This is a genomic window from Pseudoalteromonas sp. SCSIO_11900 (genome assembly GCF_000576475.1).
Taxonomy (GTDB): Bacteria; Pseudomonadota; Gammaproteobacteria; order Enterobacterales; family Alteromonadaceae; genus Pseudoalteromonas; species Pseudoalteromonas tetraodonis.
Map to the genome: position 1 here is coordinate 1670938 of NZ_KK070023.1, position 19800 is coordinate 1690737.

At 41.3% G+C, this 19800-nt stretch carries 21 protein-coding genes; 14 read left to right on the top strand and 7 right to left on the bottom strand.

Going from position 1 to position 19800, the window contains the following annotated elements:
• Nucleotides 1-370 precede the first annotated feature (370 nt).
• The 3 genes from BG00_RS07725 to BG00_RS07735 all read right to left on the bottom strand — a co-directional run bounded on the left by BG00_RS07725 (nucleotide 371) and on the right by BG00_RS07735 (nucleotide 3669).
• Nucleotides 371-1303: a DHH family phosphoesterase gene (locus BG00_RS07725; RefSeq protein WP_036981685.1), complete on the bottom strand. Its 933-nt coding sequence runs from the start codon at nucleotides 1301-1303 to the stop codon at nucleotides 371-373.
• A gap of 134 nt (nucleotides 1304-1437) precedes the next feature.
• Nucleotides 1438-2886, bottom strand: coding sequence for a dihydrolipoyl dehydrogenase (locus tag BG00_RS07730; RefSeq protein WP_036981687.1), 1449 nt, complete (start codon nucleotides 2884-2886; stop codon nucleotides 1438-1440).
• Nucleotides 2887-2940: 54 nt separating this feature from the next.
• Nucleotides 2941-3669: a glutathione peroxidase gene (locus BG00_RS07735; protein WP_036981690.1), complete on the bottom strand. Its 729-nt coding sequence runs from the start codon at nucleotides 3667-3669 to the stop codon at nucleotides 2941-2943.
• A gap of 114 nt (nucleotides 3670-3783) precedes the next feature.
• Between BG00_RS07735 and BG00_RS07740 the strand changes: the two genes are divergently transcribed.
• The gene (locus BG00_RS07740; RefSeq protein ID WP_036981691.1) at nucleotides 3784-4683 is read left to right on the top strand and encodes a LysR substrate-binding domain-containing protein; all 900 of its coding nucleotides are present in this window, start codon (nucleotides 3784-3786) and stop codon (nucleotides 4681-4683) included.
• A gap of 14 nt (nucleotides 4684-4697) precedes the next feature.
• Here the strand turns inward: BG00_RS07740 and BG00_RS07745 are convergent, their stop codons facing one another.
• On the bottom strand, nucleotides 4698-5885 hold the full coding sequence (locus tag BG00_RS07745) for a flagellar assembly protein T N-terminal domain-containing protein (RefSeq protein WP_036981693.1): 1188 nt from the start codon (nucleotides 5883-5885) through the stop codon (nucleotides 4698-4700).
• Nucleotides 5886-6024: 139 nt separating this feature from the next.
• On the opposite strand from BG00_RS07745, the gene BG00_RS07750 reads away from it, so the two are divergent.
• Nucleotides 6025-6483, top strand: a complete 459-nt coding sequence (locus BG00_RS07750) for an LPP20 family lipoprotein (RefSeq protein ID WP_036983405.1) — start codon at nucleotides 6025-6027, stop codon at nucleotides 6481-6483.
• 73 nt (nucleotides 6484-6556) lie between these two features.
• Here BG00_RS07750 and flgN read toward each other — a convergent pair whose 3' ends face one another.
• The 3 genes from flgN to flgA all read right to left on the bottom strand — a co-directional run bounded on the left by flgN (nucleotide 6557) and on the right by flgA (nucleotide 8084).
• Nucleotides 6557-6988 (bottom strand): flagellar export chaperone FlgN, encoded by a 432-nt coding sequence (flgN, locus tag BG00_RS07755; protein ID WP_036983406.1) that lies wholly within the window; start codon nucleotides 6986-6988, stop codon nucleotides 6557-6559.
• Nucleotides 6981-7301: a flagellar biosynthesis anti-sigma factor FlgM gene (gene flgM, locus BG00_RS07760; protein WP_036983407.1), complete on the bottom strand. Its 321-nt coding sequence runs from the start codon at nucleotides 7299-7301 to the stop codon at nucleotides 6981-6983. Before flgM ends, flgN begins: the two co-directional genes overlap by 8 nt.
• Nucleotides 7302-7376: 75 nt before the next feature.
• Complete coding sequence (gene flgA, locus BG00_RS07765) at nucleotides 7377-8084, bottom strand: flagellar basal body P-ring formation chaperone FlgA (protein WP_036981695.1); 708 nt, start codon at nucleotides 8082-8084, stop codon at nucleotides 7377-7379.
• A 138-nt stretch (nucleotides 8085-8222) separates the two neighbouring features.
• Here flgA and BG00_RS07770 point away from each other — a divergent pair, with 138 nt between their 5' ends.
• From BG00_RS07770 to flgK, 12 genes are all read left to right on the top strand, one after another.
• Nucleotides 8223-9155, top strand: coding sequence for a chemotaxis protein (locus BG00_RS07770; protein ID WP_036981697.1), 933 nt, complete (start codon nucleotides 8223-8225; stop codon nucleotides 9153-9155).
• Between the two features lie 20 nt (nucleotides 9156-9175).
• The gene (locus BG00_RS07775; RefSeq protein WP_036981700.1) at nucleotides 9176-10006 is read left to right on the top strand and encodes a CheR family methyltransferase; all 831 of its coding nucleotides are present in this window, start codon (nucleotides 9176-9178) and stop codon (nucleotides 10004-10006) included.
• Nucleotides 10007-10135: 129 nt separating this feature from the next.
• Entirely contained in the window at nucleotides 10136-10546 is a 411-nt protein-coding gene (gene flgB, locus BG00_RS07780; protein WP_010387869.1) for a flagellar basal body rod protein FlgB, read from the top strand.
• A gap of 2 nt (nucleotides 10547-10548) precedes the next feature.
• A complete protein-coding gene (flgC, locus tag BG00_RS07785; protein WP_013465593.1) occupies nucleotides 10549-10980 on the top strand; it encodes a flagellar basal body rod protein FlgC in 432 nt (143 codons plus the stop codon).
• Between the two features lie 13 nt (nucleotides 10981-10993).
• Nucleotides 10994-11671, top strand: a complete 678-nt coding sequence (locus tag BG00_RS07790) for a flagellar hook assembly protein FlgD (protein WP_036981702.1) — start codon at nucleotides 10994-10996, stop codon at nucleotides 11669-11671.
• A 59-nt stretch (nucleotides 11672-11730) separates the two neighbouring features.
• A complete protein-coding gene (gene flgE, locus BG00_RS07795) occupies nucleotides 11731-13053 on the top strand; it encodes a flagellar hook protein FlgE (protein WP_036981703.1) in 1323 nt (440 codons plus the stop codon).
• Nucleotides 13054-13186: 133 nt separating this feature from the next.
• Complete coding sequence (locus tag BG00_RS07800; RefSeq protein ID WP_013465590.1) at nucleotides 13187-13930, top strand: flagellar basal body rod protein FlgF; 744 nt, start codon at nucleotides 13187-13189, stop codon at nucleotides 13928-13930.
• Nucleotides 13931-13951: 21 nt separating this feature from the next.
• Nucleotides 13952-14740 (top strand): flagellar basal-body rod protein FlgG, encoded by a 789-nt coding sequence (flgG, locus tag BG00_RS07805; protein ID WP_036981704.1) that lies wholly within the window; start codon nucleotides 13952-13954, stop codon nucleotides 14738-14740.
• Between the two features lie 14 nt (nucleotides 14741-14754).
• The gene (gene flgH / locus BG00_RS07810) at nucleotides 14755-15438 is read left to right on the top strand and encodes a flagellar basal body L-ring protein FlgH (RefSeq protein WP_013465588.1); all 684 of its coding nucleotides are present in this window, start codon (nucleotides 14755-14757) and stop codon (nucleotides 15436-15438) included.
• Nucleotides 15439-15450: 12 nt separating this feature from the next.
• Nucleotides 15451-16545: a flagellar basal body P-ring protein FlgI gene (locus tag BG00_RS07815; protein WP_028833974.1), complete on the top strand. Its 1095-nt coding sequence runs from the start codon at nucleotides 15451-15453 to the stop codon at nucleotides 16543-16545.
• A 244-nt stretch (nucleotides 16546-16789) separates the two neighbouring features.
• Complete coding sequence (gene flgJ, locus BG00_RS07820; protein ID WP_036981705.1) at nucleotides 16790-17785, top strand: flagellar assembly peptidoglycan hydrolase FlgJ; 996 nt, start codon at nucleotides 16790-16792, stop codon at nucleotides 17783-17785.
• A gap of 1 nt (nucleotide 17786) precedes the next feature.
• The gene (gene flgK, locus BG00_RS07825) at nucleotides 17787-19799 is read left to right on the top strand and encodes a flagellar hook-associated protein FlgK (RefSeq protein WP_036981706.1); all 2013 of its coding nucleotides are present in this window, start codon (nucleotides 17787-17789) and stop codon (nucleotides 19797-19799) included.
• Nucleotide 19800: the final 1 nt, after the last annotated feature.

Below are 19800 nucleotides of genomic sequence, written 5' to 3' on the forward strand. Positions count from 1 at the left end.
TATTACTAAGACAATTACGACTCGCCTGAATGACTGGTTCACAGCTCAACGAAGCTCTCCATTAAATTTTTCATATAAAAAAGCGAGCTATCAACTAGCCCGCTTTATAAAATACTTTGCCGAACCCCGAACCCCGAACCCCGAACCCCGAACCCCGAACCCCGAACCCCGAACCCCGAACCCCGAACCCCGAACCCCGAACCCCGAACCCCGAACCCCGAACCCCGAACCCCGAACCCCGAACCCCGAACCCCGAACCCCGAACCCCGAACCCCGAACCCCGAACCCCGAACCCCGAACCCCGAACCCCGAACCCCGAACCCCGAACCCCGAACCCCGAACCCCGAACCCCGAACCCCGAAGCTATAACTCAGCCATCACTGGTAATTGTAGCAATCAGCTCACTCAATACTTCTTCAGCTTTGCTGGTTTCTACTTGACAAGTGCCAGCATTTAAATGGCCGCCGCCGCCATATTTAAGGCATAACTCGCCCACATTGGTGTTTGAGCTACGGTTGGTGATTGATTTACCAATGGCGTACACCACGTTTTGCTTTTTAAGCCCCCACATTTTATGAATTGAGATATTACACTCGGGGAACATGGCGTAAATAACGAAGCGGTTAGTAGCGTAAATGGTTTCTTCTTCGGTTAAATTGAGTACCACTAAGTTGTCGTGTACTGATGAGCAGCGGTCTATTTGCTCTTTAGCTTGTGCGTTGTGCTCGTGGTATAACGCAACACGATCGGCAACATCTTCCATTGCTAGTATTTGTTCTATGCTGTGATCTTTACAGGCGTCAATTAACTTCATCATTAACTGGTAATTAGAAATTTTGAATTCACGAAAACGGCCAAGTCCTGTGCGCGCATCCATAATAAAGTTCATCAGTACCCAGTCTGTTGGGTTTAAAATTTCGTCTTTTGAAAATTGTGCAGAATCCCCTTTATCGACCGCTTCCATCATGTCAGTTGAAATATTAGGGAATTTCTCTGCACCGCCATAATAGTCGTATACAACGCGTGCCGCAGAGGGCGCATCTGGGTCAATAATGTGATTTTTTATATTGCTTGCGTTACGAACGGTTTCACTCAAGTGATGATCAAATGCAATATGACAACCGGCAACATAGGGGAGGTTAGTGGTAATATCGTTGCTGGTAATGGCTATTTTACCGTCTTGCATGTCTTTTGGATGCACAAATAAAATATCGTCGATTAAATCTAAATCTTTAAGTAATACGGCACACACTAGGCCGTCAAAATCGCTTCGAGTGACAAGTCTATATTTATTATTGCTCATTTTCGGTCCATTTTTGTTTGTTTATTAATCTGAGTGTAGCAGTTTAAACGCCATTTTATATACCCGTTTTTAACATAAAAAAAAGCCAAAACAATGGTTTTGGCTTTGAGTAGCAAGTGTGTATTAGTGATGTGTTATGCGCCTGGGCCACATTCCATACAATGGTTAAGAATGTCTGGGCCAAATTTTAATTTAGCGTTTAAATCACGCAGTGCCGTGCGCAGGCCTTCTTCAATAACAGGGTGATAAAAAGGCATATCTAGCATTTGTGGTACAGTCATTTTGTTTTGTACAGCCCATGCAAGTAAGTGAGCAATGTGCTCTGCTTGTGGGCCTATAAATTCAGCACCTAAAAATAAACCGGTACCGTGCTCGGCATATACGCGCATGTGCCCTTTGTTTTTTAGCATAACGCGGCTGCGACCTTGGTTTTCAAAGCTAACTTCGCCTATTTCAAAGCAATCACAGCTTCCTAATCGTTGGCTAATTTCTTTAAAGCTTTCACCAACCATGGCTATTTGTGGGTCGCTAAACACAGCGGCAATTTTAGCTCTACGTAAACCAGCACGCACTTGAGGGTAGCGGCCTGCGTTTTGCCCTGCGATAGTGCCTTGATCGGATGCTTCGTGAAGCAGTGGGATCATGTTACTGGCATCGCCGGCAATAAATATGTGAGAGTCGCCACATTGCATAGTGTGAACATCAGCGAGTGGTACGCCACGTTCATCAAGCTCTATGCCGGTGTTTTCTAACCCTAGCTTATCGGTGTTTGGTACTCGCCCGGTTGCAGCCAGTACATAGTCAAACTGCTCAGTATGTTTAACACCTTGCTTGTCGGTGTAGGTAAGCTGGGCTTTATCACCTACTTTTTTCATGTCTGATACGTTTGAGTCGGTATCAACATAAAATTCTTCTGCAAATACGGTGTTAGCGTAATCTTTAACCACGGGGTCGGTTAATGGGCCTATGGCACCACCTACGCCAAATAGTTTTACCTTTACTCCTAATCTGTGCAACGCTTGGCCAATTTCAAGGCCTATAACGCCAGGGCCAAAGACGGCTACTGATTCTGGTAAATCATCCCAGTCGAATACATCGTCATTAATAATCAGTCGGTCGCCAAAGTTATTAAATACGCCAGGGTAAGATGGGCGTGAACCCGTTGCAATTACAAAGCGTTTGGCAGTAATAATGGTGTGGTCGTCTATTTGTACGCGGTTGGCGTCTAAAAATTGTGCATAGCCACGAATTTTATCTTCGCTAGGTATTTCATCTACGGCTTCTACTACGAATCCTGCAAAGCGATCGCGCTCACTTTTTACTCGTGCCATAACGGCTTTACCGTCAATTACCGGTTTTGAGCTGTGAACTCCAAAGGCAGGGGCCATTTCTATTGAGTGCGCGGCTTCTGCTGCTGCAATCAATAATTTACTTGGCATGCAACCAACACGTGCGCAGGTTGTACCGTATGGGCCAGATTCAATCATAAGTACGTTTTGAGTAAATTGTTTAGCATTACGGTAGGCACTTAAACCAGCGGTACCTGCACCTATAACAACAATGTCGGTTTGCAATTCTTTCATAGTGTTTTTCCTTTAATAAACAGGGGCGTTGCAGCCCCTGTTTTATTTACTTAATTAAGCAAAGTATTTTTCTAGGTCGTCTGAGCCACCAATGTGCTTACCGCCAATAAATACTTGTGGTACGGTTTCACGGCCCGATACCGCTTTAAGGCTGGTAAGTGATGCGCCAGCGCCCATTACAATTTCTTCAAAAGCAAAGCCTTTAGCTGTAAGTAGCTCTTTTGCTTTTTTACAGAAAGGACAGCCAGGCTTAGTAAATAGAGTAACTGCTTCTGGTTTTACTTGAGTTGGGTTGATGTAATCAAGCATAGTGTCAGCGTCAGATACTTCAAACGGGTCGCCTGGTAAATCTGGCTCAATAAACATCTTCTCTATTACGCCATCTTTAACCAGCATAGAGTATCTCCAGCTGCGCTTACCAAAACCTAAATCGTTTTTATCAACTAGCATACCCATGCCGTCAGTAAATTCGCCGTTACCGTCTGGTAATAAAGTAATGTTTTGCGCTTCTTGATTTTCAGCCCATGCGTTCATTACAAAGGTATCGTTTACTGATACACAAACAATGTCATCAACGCCATTTTGTTTAAATACACCGGCTAACTCGTTGTAGCGCGGTAGGTGAGTTGATGAACACGTTGGTGTAAATGCACCAGGTAGTGAAAACACAACAACCGTTTTACCTTTAAAAATGTCGTCTGTAGTCACTGATTTCCATTCGTCGTTTTGACGCGTTGCGAATGTTACGTTTGGAATTGTTTGACCTTCAATATTGTTTAACATGTTTTTTAGTTCCTCTTGATTTGTTGATAGCCATTATGGCGAACAATTAAATATAGTTCCAATCGTTTGTTTGTATTAAACTGATAGGTATAAGCTATCAGGTTGAGTGTAAATATGAACTTAAAAGATTTAGAGTATATCAAAGCGGTTGCCCACTATAAGCATTTTCGTAAAGCGGCCGAAGCCTGCTTTGTAAGCCAGCCTACCTTAAGTGGGCAAATTAAAAAGCTGGAACAAGAATTAGGCGTTATTATTTTTGACCGCTCTACCAAGCACGTTACCTTAACTGCCAAAGGTGAACGTTTATTGACACAAATAGCTGTCGTTTTAGAGCAAACACAAATATTAAAAGAGCTGGCAGCAACATCTAATGAACCACTGCAGGGTAAGCTAACCATTGGTATTATTCCAACGATTGCGCCGTATTTATTACCTACGCTACTAACATCAATGAAAGCAGCGTTTATAAATAGCCAGTTTTCGTTTATTGAAATGCAAACAACCACTATTTTAGCTGCGTTAGAAAGTGGTGAAGTCGACTTTGCAATTTTAGCGGATGTACCTGAACTTAAAAGTTACCATACCATTGATTTATATAAAGAAGACTTTTTAGTTGCCGTATCAAGCGATAACGCATTGTGTAAGCATAAAAAAGTGGCACTGCAAGACCTGCAAGGTTGCAACCTATTAATGTTAAGTGATGGCCATTGCTTTAAAGATCAAGCCCAGCAGTTTTGTTTTTCGGCAGGGGTAGATGTTTCCAGCCAGTATCAAGGAAACAGCCTTGAGACTTTATTGGCGCTGGTGGCGATGGATGATGGTGTTACGTTTGTGCCAAAACTTGCAGCAATACCACGAGTGGGTATTCATTATTTGCCTATTTTTCCTAATCAACAACGTAATATTGTATTTGCATGTAGAAAGCATTACCCGCACTTATCTGGGGTTGAGCAATTGGCTAAGTGGTTAAGCGCCCACTCTAATTTAAAGGCTAAACTAAGCGAGGCGCTTTAGCATTTTACATGCGGCTATTGCTCGGCAATCTCTACAATGTCATTAATTTGTACGCCCGGCAAAGGCTGATCATTAATACTGACGGCAATAGCGCTGTGCTGATAAAGCTGCTCAATTCGTATACGGTTAAGTGTAGTGATGGTATGCGGCATAGTGTTGCCTTGTGCGTCGGTTAAATAATTATGATGGGCAATACTCAGTAGTTGGCCTTTTTCTAAGCCATGAGCCTTACCTAAATTAATCACTAATTTATTGTTTTCCATATGCATTATTTTACCTTGAGTAGGTAGACAGGCCATGGCTGCTTGTAGGTCGTAACTTAAGGTTTGGTTTATATCACTAATGCTTTGGCCAAAAGGTGATTGCCAAAACCGATTACTATTTACATCAATAATGGCTGTTTTTTCAAATGGCCAAATTGCTTGGCTTTGATAGCTATTTTGCCATAACGGCTCGTAAGTGGTGCCATTAAATAAGCTAAACTCTATTTGGTAGTGGCGCTGATAGCTTTCATCTTGCCAAAACGCATAGTCGCTATTGAGTTTATCGCTGGTAGATAAACTGGTTATTTGACTTAACAGCACATATTGCGCATTGCTGCGTGATGAAATTTCTTCTAACTGACTGTTTGAATAGTCATGCTGTTGATTAAAGTAGGTATCAACCTTTATAGCTTTGTTGAAATAGGCAACGGGTATTGCACTCATTTTTGATTTTTGCAACGAGGTATAAATGTTTTTACTGACTGCTTTGTTAATGTCAAATATTTGACCCATTCTCGCTTGTTCACGATTTGTTAGTTGGCTTTGCGTGACAGCTATAAACTTATTAAAGTTGCTTTGCGGGCACAGTTCAGTTTGCGCAAAAATATCTAGGCGTAAGGTAATTGCAAACTCATCACTACTGCGGTTTTCGCTAACGAGCTCTATTTTTTGAATTTCGCCTTGGCTACTTATTTTTAGCTGATCTTGGGTTAAAATACCATCAACAAGGGTTTGCACCGAGCTCACCCGCGCACCAGAAAATACAAGGGCTTGGGTAATCGCATCTTTTATTGCAGCGGCCTTTGCACCGGGAATGTCGCTATTTTGAATAACCGCATGGCCTGTAGACTCATACCACTGAGCGTGGGTAAAAGGTGAAAACGTTAATACCGCAGTGGTGCTTAATCCTGCCAATACTGCTTTTAAAAACGATTTCATACTCTTACTCCAATTAAACGTTAGCGTTAATGAATCTCAGCAAGTAATGTACCACTATTATTTGTTGTTACAGAATATAGGTATCACTGGCATTAAACGTGCATAACTGAGTTTAATTAGTTTTTAAAGGCCCTGTATGATGCGAGTAATGCCATTAATGATCACATTAGGCTGCTTAACGTTAAGCGGTTGTAGCAATTTATTTGATAAGCACGTTGAATATAAATATGTTGAGCCAAATAATTACCCTGTATTAAAAGCAATAGGGTACGCGCCCATTAGTTTGCAGTCGGGAAGTAATGACACTCAAAAACAACTTATGGCGATTAAGGCTTCAAAGCTAGAAGCATACCGCGAACTAACAGAGCAAGTATACGGGCAAAAAATTACCGCAGGTACAACCGTTGCAGGCTCTGTTGCCCAAGATGATTATTTACAAAGCAAGGTACAAGGTATTATTAAAGGCGCACAAATTATAAAAACATATGCCGTAAATGATATGTATATAACTGAGCTTGAACTTAATATGAAACGCGTTCACGACTTGTACATAGGTGAGATAAAGCCACGTGAAGTGAAAAAAGTGACTTATTACTGAGCGACAAATTATTACCCATAAAAAAACGCCTAAACGAATTATCGTTTAGGCGTTTTTTTATGGGTATTCTTTTTTAGGCTTTAAGGTTTCGCACAATGCTATTATCGGTATTTACTACGCTACCAGCTTGATCGTAGGTCATAGACGAAGGTGCACCAATTAAAATACCTTTCAGTTGCTTAACACTTAACTGTGCCTGGTGCGCTGCGTGAGCGTTAACTTCATTTTGTTTTTGACACTGCTCAAGCTTTTCTCGAGTTAGCTTTATTAAGTCAGCGTTTTCATCTGTTTGCTGATCATTACTGGCAATTAGTTTGCTGAGTTCTTTATCAAGGGTGCTTATACTGGTTAAAAAAGACATTTTTTGTTGGGCAATTTCTTTTAAGCCTTCGCCTCTACGTGAGGCAATAGCATTAAGCTCTTGAGTAAGAAGCTCACTCAAGGTTGTTAAACAATTTATTTGTTCGTTTAGTTTAATCGTAATTAAACTATTGTGATCAGCCATAAACATTAAACTCGAAGTCTGCTAAATTTTTGGCAAGTTTCTCACTGTCTATTTGATACTTGCCTTCAGTAATCGCTTTTTTAAGCTCAGCAACTTTGTTACTGTCAAAGTCAGAAGATTGCTGCGCTTTCTCTTGTAACGATTTTAATTGCTTAGCTTGCGGTGTTAAGCTCACCGAATCGCTTGCAGCTTTAGGTGAAGGCGTTTGTGCAGCCTGTGTATTTGCATTATCTCTTTTTAAATCAACTTTTTGCTGTTGAGTGTTTGTTAAAACACTCGGTTGTTGATTTGATTTATTTACTTGACCGACCATAATAAAAGCCCATTTATTACCCAACTGATGCCTTTATATCGGCATTTATTAAAGATACTTTAGCATAAATTTATATTAAATATTTACCTGAACTGACTCTACACCATCTACACGCGCATTTAAAACTTTACCTGTCTTTTTGTTTTCTACTCGTACTTGCTCACCCAAGGTGCCATCCTCTAATGCAACACCCGTGGTTTTTACTCTTAACCCTTTAATGTTGGCAAAAATGTTGACAGAGTCGCCTTTGCAAACCATACAAATTTGATTAAGTAGTACTGGCATACCTTCACGAATATTACGTTTGCTGCGGCTACCAATAAGTAGTGCAGGGTCATCAAGATACTGAACACGTATAAAGTGCACAGGGCGCATATCAATACTTAAATGGGATGGAGTAATCACTTCACCTCGTGCTAAGTTAGTAGTTGCAACTACAACCGGTGCTGATTCAGTGATTCTAACGTGCACGTATTGTGCCCAGTTCTCATTATCGTTGCATTTTATCTGAATGGTGACCTGACGATTAAATGGGGGCTCACTTGGGGTTGCTAGCGCTAGTTCTGAGTTACAATGGCGATCAGGTATGCGGCTATCTAACGGTAATGCACTGAACTGTATTTTGTTATCATTTGTAGCTACTGCTTTTTGAGCAACATAAGAAACAGCCATTTCTTGTAGCGATTCTTTACTAAATACTTGAGCCTTTAGTGGTAAAGTGAAGCAGAGGCTAGCAAGAAAATAAAAAACACTGTATCTTCTGGTTTTTTTTAATAAACTCATAATGTTTCGACTATGCTTATGGTTGCAAACAGGGTATAAATATTTTGCGTCAGAATTTAGACGCCCCCGTTGTGTTATGACGCTTTATTAATTGAAAGCAATTATCGTTCCTTATATTTGTTTTCTTAGGAGATTTAAATGGCCGGCATTTTAGACTCAGTAAACCAACGTACACAGTTGGTTGGGCAAAACCGCTTGGAGTTATTGTTATTTAAGCTTAATGGGCGTCAGCGCTTTGGCATTAATGTGTTCAAAGTAAGAGAAGTTCTTCAATGCCCTCCATTAACCAGCATGCCAAAATCTAATGCTTATATTCGTGGTGTAGCACACATTCGAGGCCAAACTATTTCAGTGATTGATTTATCGATGGCTGTAGGCGGGCGGCCCATTAAAAACATTGAAGACAGTTTTATTATTATTGCTGAATATAACCGCACAGTGCAGGGTTTTTTAGTTGGTGGTGTTGAGCGAATTGTTAATATGAACTGGGAAAAAATAATGCCACCGCCCTCAGGAGCAGGGCGTTATTCTTATTTAACAGCCGTCACTGAAATTGAAAATGAGTTGGTAGAAATACTCGACGTAGAAAAAATCTTAAACGAAATTTGCCCAGTTAATACTACGGTAAGTGATGATGTTGCCTCGCAAGGCACTATACAAAAAGATTTAGGCGAGAGAATAGTATTTATTGCTGATGATTCGGCTGTTGCGCGAAATCAAGTAAAACGAGCATTGGAACCATTAGGTGTAACAACTGAGTTGGCTAAAAATGGTAAAGAAGCTTTAATAAGATTAAAAGAAATTGCAGAGCTCGACTGCGTAAATGATATTACAGAGCGAGTAGGGCTACTGATTTCTGATGTAGAAATGCCAGAAATGGATGGTTATACGCTGACTGCAGAAATCAAAGCTAATCCTAAGCTCGCGCCACTACATGTGATTTTACACACATCATTGAGTGGTGTTTTTAATCAAGCGATGATTGAAAAAGTAGGAGCAGATGATTTTATTGCAAAATTTAACCCAGACGAGCTTGCAACAGCCGTTAATAAATGGGTTCATCGTGATTAATAAACATAGGTGTTATTGATTTGACTAATAAAGATTTACAGCAAAATGAATACGATCAATTTCGCTTATTTTTAGAACAACAGTGTGGTATTGTTTTAGGTGAAAATAAGCAGTATTTAGTAAAGAGCCGTTTGGCACCATTAATGTCTCGATTTAATGTTGATTCGTTATCTGAACTGGTAAGTAAAACGCTAGGTGTACATGAGCGCCAGCTGCGCGCAGCCGTTGTTGATGCCATGACAACCAATGAGACATTGTGGTTTAGAGATCAGTATCCGTTTGAGTTACTTAAAACCAGATTATTCCCTGAGTTTAAAACGTTAAATAGGCCATTAAAAATATGGTCTGCGGCGAGCTCATCAGGACAAGAACCCTACTCAATAGCGATGTCGGTTGCTGAGTTTCAATCCAGCAGCCCTGGTGTTTTAAAAATGGGTGCACAAATAATTGGTACAGATATATCAAATACCATGCTTGATATATGTAAACATGCTGAATATGACGCATTGGCATTGTCTCGCGGACTCTCTGCACAGCGCCGTAAAAAGTTTTTTAAAGACAGCGGCAATGGCATGGCACAAGTGGTTGATTCATTGAAAACGCAAGTGAGCTTTAGGCATTTAAATTTGCTCGATTCGTACGCCTTAATGGGTAAGTTCGATATTATATTTTGCCGTAATGTTTTAATTTACTTTTCACCTGAGGTGAAAGCCAAAATAATTGCAAAATTCTCTCAAGCACTTAACCCTAAGGGGTACTTATTTTTAGGTGCGTCGGAGTCTATGTCTGGTTTAAGTACTGACTTTGATATGGTGCGTTGTAACCCTGGTATCATTTACCAAAAAAAATGACCTTCATAAATATATTATCCCTCCTCTAAACGACGCCCATTGCGTCGTTTTTTGTTTTTATTATCACTATTTTCACTGCTGGCTCATTTATTGCTTTATCGGTACTGAGTCAATTTTTTGGAGGTAGTTATGGCTATCAGTTTTGATAAAGCATTAGGCGTGCATCCGCATGCGATGTTGATCCGTTCGCAAAGAGCAGAAATGCTCGCTACTAATATCGCAAATGCTGATACGCCCGGCTATAAAGCAAAAGATATCGACTTTGCCTCAGCATTAAAAACGGCAAAGTCCAACCAACTAAGCGGCAATACCATGGTAAGAACCAATGAAAAACACATTGCCGGTGGTACTCGTAGTGTAGGTGGTAATGAATTATTTCGTACGCCAAATCAAACAGATACGGGTGATGGTAACTCTGTTGATATACAAGTGGAACGGAACTTGTATACACAGAATGCTATGGAGTATCAGGCCAGTGTCCAGTTTCTTAATGGTAAATTTAAAGGCCTGAAAAAAGCCCTCGGTAGTCAAGGAGCCTAATTATGAGTTTATATAATGTGTTTGATATTGCTGGTTCAGGTATGAGCGCGCAAAACGTGCGATTAAATACCACGGCAAGTAATATCTCTAACGCCAATACAATTAGCTCTTCGCAAAATGAGACGTACCGAGCGCGACAACCTGTATTTGCTGCGGAGCTTACAAAAGCGTCAGCGTCAGCAAGCAACCCACAGGGCTCTGCCGTTGGTGTAAAAGTGTTAGGAGTGGTTGAAAGTAATAAACCACTACAAATCGAATATAACCCAAATCACCCGAGTGCGGATGAAAATGGATATATTTACAAACCCAACGTGAATGTTGTTGAGGAGATGGCAAATATGATTTCTGCTTCTCGCTCTTATCAGACAAATGTTCAAGTTGCTGATGCAGCTAAGCAAATGTTAAGTAAAACACTGCTGTTAGGTCAGCGGTAACTGAGGGTAGCTCATGAGTAACGATATTAGTACTTCTTCATCCTATATGGACTCTTTACGTTGGCAAGATAAGCAAGTGCCAAAAAAAGAAGAGAGTGATGCGTTAACCCAAGAAGATTTCTTTTCGTTGTTAACACAGCAGTTGTCATATCAAGATCCCAGCAAACCAGCTGATAACGATCAGATGATTGCACAAATGACAAACTTTACTATGGCTGAAGGGATCTCAAATTTAAACTCTAACTTTGAGTCTTTAGCTGCGTCGATGACATCAAATTCAGCATTGCAAGCATCAACATTGGTTGGTAAGCAAGCGCTGCTGGAGTCTGACACACTTGAGCTTAATGAGTCGGGTGAGGTAAAGGGAGCGATTGTTGCTGAAAAGCCGGTAGACAATTTAACGCTTCGTATTGAAGATGCATCCGGGCAATTAGTTAAAACTATTGATTTAGGCACGCAGCCTGCAGGTGCGGTTCGCTTTGCATGGGATGGTAAAAACGAAGCGGGTGAACGACTTCCTCCTGGTGAATACGAGGTTAAAGCTGAAGGCAGTACGGATGGCGAATTTTCTAGCTTACCAATTGCCTCATTCAAAAATATTGAGAGTGTTAATATTAATGGCTCAAGCGGCATTATTATTAACACAAAAGAAGGTGCGGTTAGGCTGACTGATGTCGCAGAAATCGCGTAATAGATTTTATGTATTTTTTTAGCCAATAGGCTAAATATTTTCTAGGTTAGAGGTTAATTATGAGCTTCAATATTGCATTAACAGGCCTTGCTGCCGCACAAAAAGATTTAGATGTTACCGCCAATAATATTGCCAACGTAAATACCACGGGCTTTAAAGAGTCTCGCGCTGAATTTGCTGATGTATACGCATCATCAGTATTTAGCGCCGGTAAAACAAAAAATGGTGATGGTGTACAAACCACTATGGTTGCCCAGCAGTTTCATCAGGGCTCGCTGCAGTTTACTAATAATTCACTGGATTTAGCGATCACAGGTGAGGGGTATTTTGCTACCAGCCAAGACCTAGGCGCGCAAGATTTTACTTACACACGTGCCGGCGCATTTAAGTTAAACAAAGACAACTTTGTTGTAGATGCTAAAGGTAATTTTTTACAAAGCTTCCCAGTTGATGAAGTTAGTGGTGATACGACCTCTGTAAGTCTTAGTACTTCATCTGCTTTACAAATACCCGATTCTTCGGGCTCTCCGCGCTCTACTTCAAACGTTTATACATCATTTAACGTCGATTCTCGAGAAGATGTAATAGCTGTCCCTTTTGATGCAACAGACAGTACTACTTATAACTCTTCGACATCGACCACAATGTATGACTCACTTGGTGAGCCACATGTTCTACAATTCTTTTTTGTAAAAACAGCGCCTAATGAATGGCAAGTACATGGTACGCTTGATAAAACTCCCTTTGATGCAACTGGTGCCGCGACAGCAACACCAAGCGCGCTAAGTACCTTTGGGTTTGATGCTAGCGGTTTGCCTGCAACGACTAATGGTGCTCCAAATGTTGGTCCAACCTTTACTGATGTTAATTTAACCGGAGCTAATTTATCGGGTATTTTATCTAATGGCGCCCAATTTGATGATATTGCGATTAATTGGCGCGATGAGGCCGGTACTGCAAATAAAACGCCTACTCAATATGCGAGTCGCTTTGAGGTGAAAGCACTAGAGCAAGATGGTGCGACAGTAGGTCGCTTAGCGGGTATTGACATTGGTACAGATGGAAAAGTCGTTGCATCTTACAGTAATGGTGATTCAACTTACTTAGGTCAAGTTGCCATGGTGCGCTTTTCAAACTCACAAGGTTTGCAGCAAGTAGGTGATACTTCATGGAAAAAAAGTTTAACCTCGGGCGAGCCAATAGCGGGTGAGCCAGGTTCAGGCACACTAGGCAACATTAACTCGTCAGCTCTTGAGCAATCTAACGTAAACTTAACCAATGAGCTGGTTGATTTGATTAGTGCGCAGCGTAACTTCCAAGCAAACTCTCGTGCGCTTGAGGTTAACTCAACTATTCAACAAAACATCCTTCAGATCAGATAATCATGTTTTGATTTACTAAGGCTGCTTAGTGCAGCCTTTTTTATTCCTCTTCTAAAATCTTATTCACACTTAAATTTAATTTGGCACTTATATTGCATTTACTCATACATAGATTTCTTAATGAGTCGATGTTATGGATAAAATGGTCTACATAGCGGCATCTGGCGCTAAACAAAGCATGCAAGGGCTTGCTCTTAAAGCCAATAATTTGGCAAATGCGAATACCACTGGGTTTAAATCTGATTTTGCGCAAGCACGGTCAATGCAGGCTTTCGGTGAAGGTTTGCCGACTCGTGTTTTTGCTATGCAGGAGCGCCCAGGATCAAACATGACATCGGGCGGTGTTGTCGAAACAGGCCGTAGCCTTGATATTGCTATGAGTGATAACGCATGGCTGAGTGTTCAGGATGCCTCTGGTAATGAAGCCTACACAAAAGTGGGTTCGTTAAATATAACGGCTGAAGGTATGTTAACTACCAGCGACGGTCGTCAAGTTATTGGCGAAGGTGGGCCAGTCATATTACCGGTACCGATTGAAAAAATTGAATTTAGCAAAGATGGCACTATTCAAGTTCGCCCTCAAGGTGCACCGGCTAACTTTTTAGAAGAAGTTGATCGGCTAAAAGTGGTTGATGCAAACAACGCCACGCTCGAAAAGGGTAACGATGGCTTATTTAGAGCTAAACCAGGCCAAATAGTTGAAACATCAGCCAATGTACAAGTATTAGGTGGCACATTAGAAAAATCGAATGTAAATCCTGTGCATGAAATGGTCGATATGATCAGTCATCAACGCCAATTTGAATTACAAGTAAAACTGATGAAAACAGCTGAAGAGATTGACGAACGTCAAGAACAGCTGATGCGCATCGTTTAACTTTAACGTGAGGATATTATTATGAATCCAGCATTATGGATAAGTAAAACAGGGCTTGACGCTCAACAAACTGATATATCGGTTATATCAAATAACTTAGCGAACGCCAGTACAGTGGGTTACAAAAAAAGCCGCGCTATTTTTGAAGACTTACTCTACCAAAATATTAATCAACCAGGCGGTCGCTCATCGCAAGACACCGAAATGCCGTCAGGTTTAATGCTTGGTGCGGGTACTAAGGTGGTGGCTAACCAAAAAAACTTTTCGCAAGGTAATATGCTCACCACTGAAAATTCATTAGATTGGATGATTTCAGGTCCTGGCTTTTTTGAAGTATTGCAACCGGATGGCAATATTGCTTATTCGCGTAACGGCCAGTTTACTACTGACGGTGAGGGGCGTGTTGTAACCTCGGGTGCCGGTTACGTTGTTCAGCCTGAAATGAATGTACCTGACGATGCACAGTCGATCACCGTATCTCAAGACGGTGAAGTGTCAGTTCGCGTTAAAGGTCAGGCCGAAAACGTGGTTATTGGTCAGATCACGATTAGTGATTTTATTAATCCGTCGGGCCTTGAGCCTATAGGGCAAAACCTTTATACCGAAACTGCGGTAAGTGGTGCGCCTGTTCAAGGTAACCCGGGGGTTGAGGGCTTAGGTACAATTATTCAAGGTTCACTTGAAACATCAAATGTAAATGTGACCGAAGAGTTGGTTAATTTGATTGAAACTCAGCGAGTTTACGAAATGAACTCAAAGGTAATTTCAGCGGTTGATGAAATGATGAGCTACATCAATCAACAATTATAGTTTTGGGGGATTGTATGCGTAATATTATGTTATTTGCAGTAGGGACTTTACTGTTAAGCGGTTGTGTATCTACACAAAATAATGAAGTAGTGCAGGACGATCCCTACTATGCACCTATGTATCCTGAGCCTAATATGGAGCCAGTGGTAGCAACAGGCTCTTTATTCAGTACTCAGTTATCTAATGACTTATATGCCGATAAAAAAGCACTTAGAACAGGCGATATCATTACTGTTAAATTGCAAGAGTCAACCCAAGCCACAAAAGCGGCTAAAACAGAAACAGATAAACAAACAGATGCTAGCCTCGATCCTGTTATTGGTTTAGGTGGTTTACCGGTTAATATTGGTGGCGATAGTATTCAATTTGGGGTTGGTAGTGATGCGTCGTTTAAAGGTGACTCAAAATCAAATCAATCAAACAGCCTAGTTGGCGATATTTCGGTTAACGTGATGCGAGTATTACCAAATGGTAATTTAGTGATTCGTGGTGAAAAATGGCTAACGCTAAATACCGGTGAAGAATTTATTCGCTTAGAGGGGTTAGTGCGTCCACAAGATGTTAATGCTGATAATACCGTTGAGTCTAATCGTATTGCGAATGCGCGTATTCAGTATTCAGGTAAGGGTCAAACTCAAGAGGCACAAAGCCCGGGTTGGTTAACGCGTTTCTTTAGTAGCTCATTGTTTCCCTTTTAGAGGACATTCAACATGAATGGTTTTAAAGTTTTTTGTTTTATGGTGCTACTAGGCTGGCAATTTACTGCCAGTGCTGAGCGAATTAAAGATGTGTCTATGGTCGAAGGGGTGCGCTCAAACCAATTAGTGGGCTATGGATTGGTTGTTGGTTTACCGGGTACCGGAGAGCAAAGCCGTTTTACCGAGCAAAGTTTTAAAGGCATGCTTAATAGTTTTGGTATTACACTACCTGCGAGTTTAAAGCCAAAAATTAAAAATGTTGCAGCAGTCGCGGTTCATGCTGAACTCCCCCCATTTAGAAAGCCAGGGCAAACTATAGACATTACTGTGTCATCAATTGGTAGTGCGGGAAGCTTACGTGGCGGTACGTTATTACAAACATTTTTAAAAGGGGTTGATGGCAATGTATACGCTATTGCACAAGGGAGCTTAATTGTTGGTGGCTTAGGTGCTGAAGGCCTAGATGGTAGCCGAGTCGTGATTAATACGCCAACCGTAGGGCGTGTGCCAAACGGTGCCACGGTTGAACGTGCCGTTAAAAGCCCATTTATGCAAAACGACTATATTACCTTTAATTTAAACCGTCCGGACTTTACAACCGCAAAACGTTTAGAGAAAACCATTAATGATTTAATCGGCCCAAATAGCGCACAAGCACTCGATGCCGCCTCTATTCGGGTTGTTGCGCCACGAGATGCCTCGCAGCGCGTATCGTATTTATCGACCCTTGAAAACTTAGAATTTAAGCCTGCGGATACTTCGGCAAAAATAATTGTTAATTCGCGTACCGGCACCATCGTTATAGGCAAAAATGTAAAATTACAACCTGCGGCAATTACCCATGGTGGTTTAACAGTCACGATTGCTGAGCAACAAAATGTGGCGCAGCCAAACCCGTTAGCAGAAGGCGAAACCGTTGTTACACAGCAAAGTATTATTGATGTTAATCAAGATGATTCACGCGCTTTTGTATTTGATCCTGGTGTGAGTCTTGATGATTTAGTTCGCGCAATTAATGAAGTTGGCGCTGCTCCTGGTGATTTAATGGCGATTCTTGAAGCACTTAAAGAAGCCGGCGCCATAAATGGTCAGCTTGTTGTAATTTAGTTTTATAAGACCCTATTTAGGGTCTTTAACAGTTAACCTAAAAAAAGACGCGGCATAAAGCCGCTGTTACCTCAGCAATATAAACCTACACAATAAGTAGCAGCGAGTTTACCTCGCGTCTCTCACTTAGTTTAATTTCTGCCTAGAACCTAGAACCTAGAACCTAGAACCTAGAACCTTTCACTTCACTTGGCTCAATTATTGCATTTAACTAAGAATTATTAATTATTGTGTCAAAAAGCTGATGGAAACAAATCATCTAGATAAGCAAAACTTTTTTGATTTAGGCAACTTAGACTCTTTGCGTCGAGATGCTTTAAACAGCGGTGATGCATCAACCGATGCATCTAAAGCGGCGTTAAAAAAAGCAGCGGCACAATTTGAAGCTATTTTTACCCAAATGCTGCTTAAAAGTATGCGTAAAGCTAATGAGGCTTTTGAAGATAAAGAAAGCCCGTTTAATGCTAGCGGCGTGAAATTTTTTGAAGAAATGCACGACCAACAAATGGCCTCAGAGCTTTCATCAAATGGCTCTTTGGGACTTGCAGATTTAATTGTGCAGCAACTATCGCCAGATGGAAAAAACTTTATGCCAGGCTCTGTACTTCGCACAACGTCTGATTTCTTTAGTGATCAACGTGCGGGTAGCACCTTACCTCATCAAGAAAATCAAAAGGTCACTGCAAAAGTACCGCTTGTTGATTCAACTGAAAAAAGCGAACAAAACACAGCGCCTAAGACATTTGAAAATGCTGAGGAATTTGTAAGCACCGTGTGGGAACACGCAAAAACAGCGGCTAAAAAAATTGGTTTAAATCCGGCGGTTATGGTCGCGCAAGCGGCATTAGAAACTGGTTGGGGTAAACATATTATTAGTAAAGGTGATGGTAATAGCTCAAACAACTTATTCAATATTAAGTCAGATAAAAGTTGGCAGGGTGAAAAGGCCAGTAAGGTCACTTTAGAGTTTGAGCAAGGTGCTGCAGTTAAAAAGCAAGCAAGCTTTAGAGCGTATGATTCGATAAAAGATAGCGTGAATGATTTTGTAGATTTTTTAACACAAAACCCGCGCTATCAAGATGCATTAAACAATACGGCAAAGCCGCATAAGTTCTTAGACTCTTTACAGCAAGCCGGTTATGCAACCGACCCTAATTATGCTGACAAAATAAAAAGGGTGTTAAACAGTAACGAATTGAAGAATATCGCCACAAGCGTGATCCGCCAAGGAGTAGAGTAACATGTCGTTTAATTTATTAAATATTGCAAATTCAGGAATAAGAGCAAACTCTGAGTTATTGCAAACGACAAGTAAAAACATCTCAAATGTTAATACCGAAGGGTATGTACGTGAGCGCACCGAATTTACCACCATGATTGATAATCAGGTGGGCCGTGGTCAAACGTACCGGTTATTGAATGAGTTTGCGCAAAAGCAATTAAATCGAGATACTTCAAATAAAAGTTTTTTTGATCAATTCGTTAGTGAAGCGAGTCGGGTTGATCAAATTTTTTCAGAAAAATCAAATAGCCTATCAACTAGTATCAACTCAATGTTTAATAACGTGCAAGAAGCGCTTAATCAACCTTCCTCAACAGTTGCTCGTTCATTAGTGATGAGTGATGCACAAAATTTAGTTGATCAAATGGACCGACTTGCAGGTATTGTTTCTGAGCAAAAAGCGGTTGTTAATGAGCAATTAGAAATCTTTTCTGAAGAGGCTAATACGCTTATTGAAAGTATTAGTTCGCTGAATCAAGAAATTGCGGGTGTTCATGGTACCAGGAATGAAGCCGATGCGAGCTCAGCTTACAATGAGCGTGATAAAGCAATTCGCGATTTATCTGAGCTGATTGATATAGAAACACTCGATGGCCCCAATGGTGAAAAACAAGTGTTTATGGGCAGCGGTGAAGCCGTTGTAATGCAAAACGGCTCGTTTAACTTGTTTTCGATGCGCGGCGACCCGGATCCAAACTTTAAAGAACTGCGCTTAGATGTAAATGGCGGCAAAGCTGTGCCGCTTGAAGTTGATGCCAGTAAATTAAAAGGCAAAATAGGTGGTTTACTTGCCTTCAGAGACGATATTTTAGTACCTGCGCAAAATCAAATAGGCCAAATGGGCATTGCGCTTGCTGATTCGTTTAATCAGCAAAACCGTTTAGGTATGGATGCAAACGGTGAGCTTGGAGGGGATATTTTTGATATCCCAACGGTCAGTGCTTTTGTTTATCAAGCCAATAGCGGAACAGCTAATATCTCAGCAACCGTTGAGGCTGGTAAAGGCAGTGAACTGCCAGCGAGTGACTTTGTGATCACTTATACGGGTAACCCTAACGAAGTAAGTATTCAGCCAGTAGATAATAAAGGCGAGCTATTAGGCGCCGCTACAACAGCAACATTTGTAGGCGGTGAAATTAACTCGGCAAATAACCCAGGTGTTGATTTATTTGGTTTGCAGTTAACTATGGCTGGTGCAGGTAATCCAGGCGATAAATTTCAAATTAAGCTCAATTCAGAAGCCGCAGCAAATATATCGTTAACAACTGGGCGCGGTGAAGACCTAGCGTTAGCATCGCCAATACGCACCGCCGATGACATAAATAACACCGGTAGCGGCGCTATTTCTGCTGGCAGTGTGAGTAGTGTTACCGCTGGTGGCTTTACAACTACCACTCCTCCTGCACTCGCTAATGGAGATATAACCATTGTTAAAGCAGCGGGTACAAATGATTACTTAATTAGCGATGGAAACGGCGCTAATGTGCCAATTACTATTGCACCACCAGGCAAAAATGTTTTGGCTGGCCTTGGTGCTCCTTATAACGATTATGGTTTTGACTTTGATATTGAAGGCTCGCCAGCCACAGGCGATAGCTTTACGTTAGAGTTTAACAAAGGCGGCTTTGACGATAACCGCAACGGTTTAAAATTAGCTGAGTTACAAAACGGTGACTTTGTGCGTCAAAATGTTGTTTCAAGCTCAGATGCCGATAACCATAAAACGTTTAACCAAGCGTATGCCGGATTAGTAACCGACATTGGCGTGGTAACAGGCCAAGCTAAAACAAACGGCGCAGCATTCGACGCACTCGCACAGCAGTCAGAGGCATGGTACGAGTCGTTATCTGGGGTAAACCTTGACGAAGAAGCAGCTAATTTGCTGCGCTTTCAACAATCTTACGCAGCTTCAGCTCAGGTGCTTTCTGCTGCACGTTCTATTTTTGACACTTTACTTAGTGCCGCGAGGTAAT

Coding starts and splice junctions, on each gene's coding strand:
- BG00_RS07725 (WP_036981685.1), bottom strand. CDS start 1,303: ATGAGCAATAATAAATATAGACTTGTCACTCGAAGCGATTTTGACGGC.
- BG00_RS07730 (WP_036981687.1), bottom strand. CDS start 2,886: ATGAAAGAATTGCAAACCGACATTGTTGTTATAGGTGCAGGTACCGCT.
- BG00_RS07735 (WP_036981690.1), bottom strand. CDS start 3,669: ATGTTAAACAATATTGAAGGTCAAACAATTCCAAACGTAACATTCGCA.
- BG00_RS07740 (WP_036981691.1), top strand. CDS start 3,784: ATGAACTTAAAAGATTTAGAGTATATCAAAGCGGTTGCCCACTATAAG.
- BG00_RS07745 (WP_036981693.1), bottom strand. CDS start 5,885: ATGAAATCGTTTTTAAAAGCAGTATTGGCAGGATTAAGCACCACTGCG.
- BG00_RS07750 (WP_036983405.1), top strand. CDS start 6,025: ATGCGAGTAATGCCATTAATGATCACATTAGGCTGCTTAACGTTAAGC.
- flgN (WP_036983406.1), bottom strand. CDS start 6,988: ATGGCTGATCACAATAGTTTAATTACGATTAAACTAAACGAACAAATA.
- flgM (WP_036983407.1), bottom strand. CDS start 7,301: ATGGTCGGTCAAGTAAATAAATCAAATCAACAACCGAGTGTTTTAACA.
- flgA (WP_036981695.1), bottom strand. CDS start 8,084: ATGAGTTTATTAAAAAAAACCAGAAGATACAGTGTTTTTTATTTTCTT.
- BG00_RS07770 (WP_036981697.1), top strand. CDS start 8,223: ATGGCCGGCATTTTAGACTCAGTAAACCAACGTACACAGTTGGTTGGG.
- flgB (WP_010387869.1), top strand. CDS start 10,136: ATGGCTATCAGTTTTGATAAAGCATTAGGCGTGCATCCGCATGCGATG.
- flgC (WP_013465593.1), top strand. CDS start 10,549: ATGAGTTTATATAATGTGTTTGATATTGCTGGTTCAGGTATGAGCGCG.
- BG00_RS07790 (WP_036981702.1), top strand. CDS start 10,994: ATGAGTAACGATATTAGTACTTCTTCATCCTATATGGACTCTTTACGT.
- flgE (WP_036981703.1), top strand. CDS start 11,731: ATGAGCTTCAATATTGCATTAACAGGCCTTGCTGCCGCACAAAAAGAT.
- BG00_RS07800 (WP_013465590.1), top strand. CDS start 13,187: ATGGATAAAATGGTCTACATAGCGGCATCTGGCGCTAAACAAAGCATG.
- flgG (WP_036981704.1), top strand. CDS start 13,952: ATGAATCCAGCATTATGGATAAGTAAAACAGGGCTTGACGCTCAACAA.
- flgH (WP_013465588.1), top strand. CDS start 14,755: ATGCGTAATATTATGTTATTTGCAGTAGGGACTTTACTGTTAAGCGGT.
- BG00_RS07815 (WP_028833974.1), top strand. CDS start 15,451: ATGAATGGTTTTAAAGTTTTTTGTTTTATGGTGCTACTAGGCTGGCAA.
- flgJ (WP_036981705.1), top strand. CDS start 16,790: ATGGAAACAAATCATCTAGATAAGCAAAACTTTTTTGATTTAGGCAAC.
- flgK (WP_036981706.1), top strand. CDS start 17,787: ATGTCGTTTAATTTATTAAATATTGCAAATTCAGGAATAAGAGCAAAC.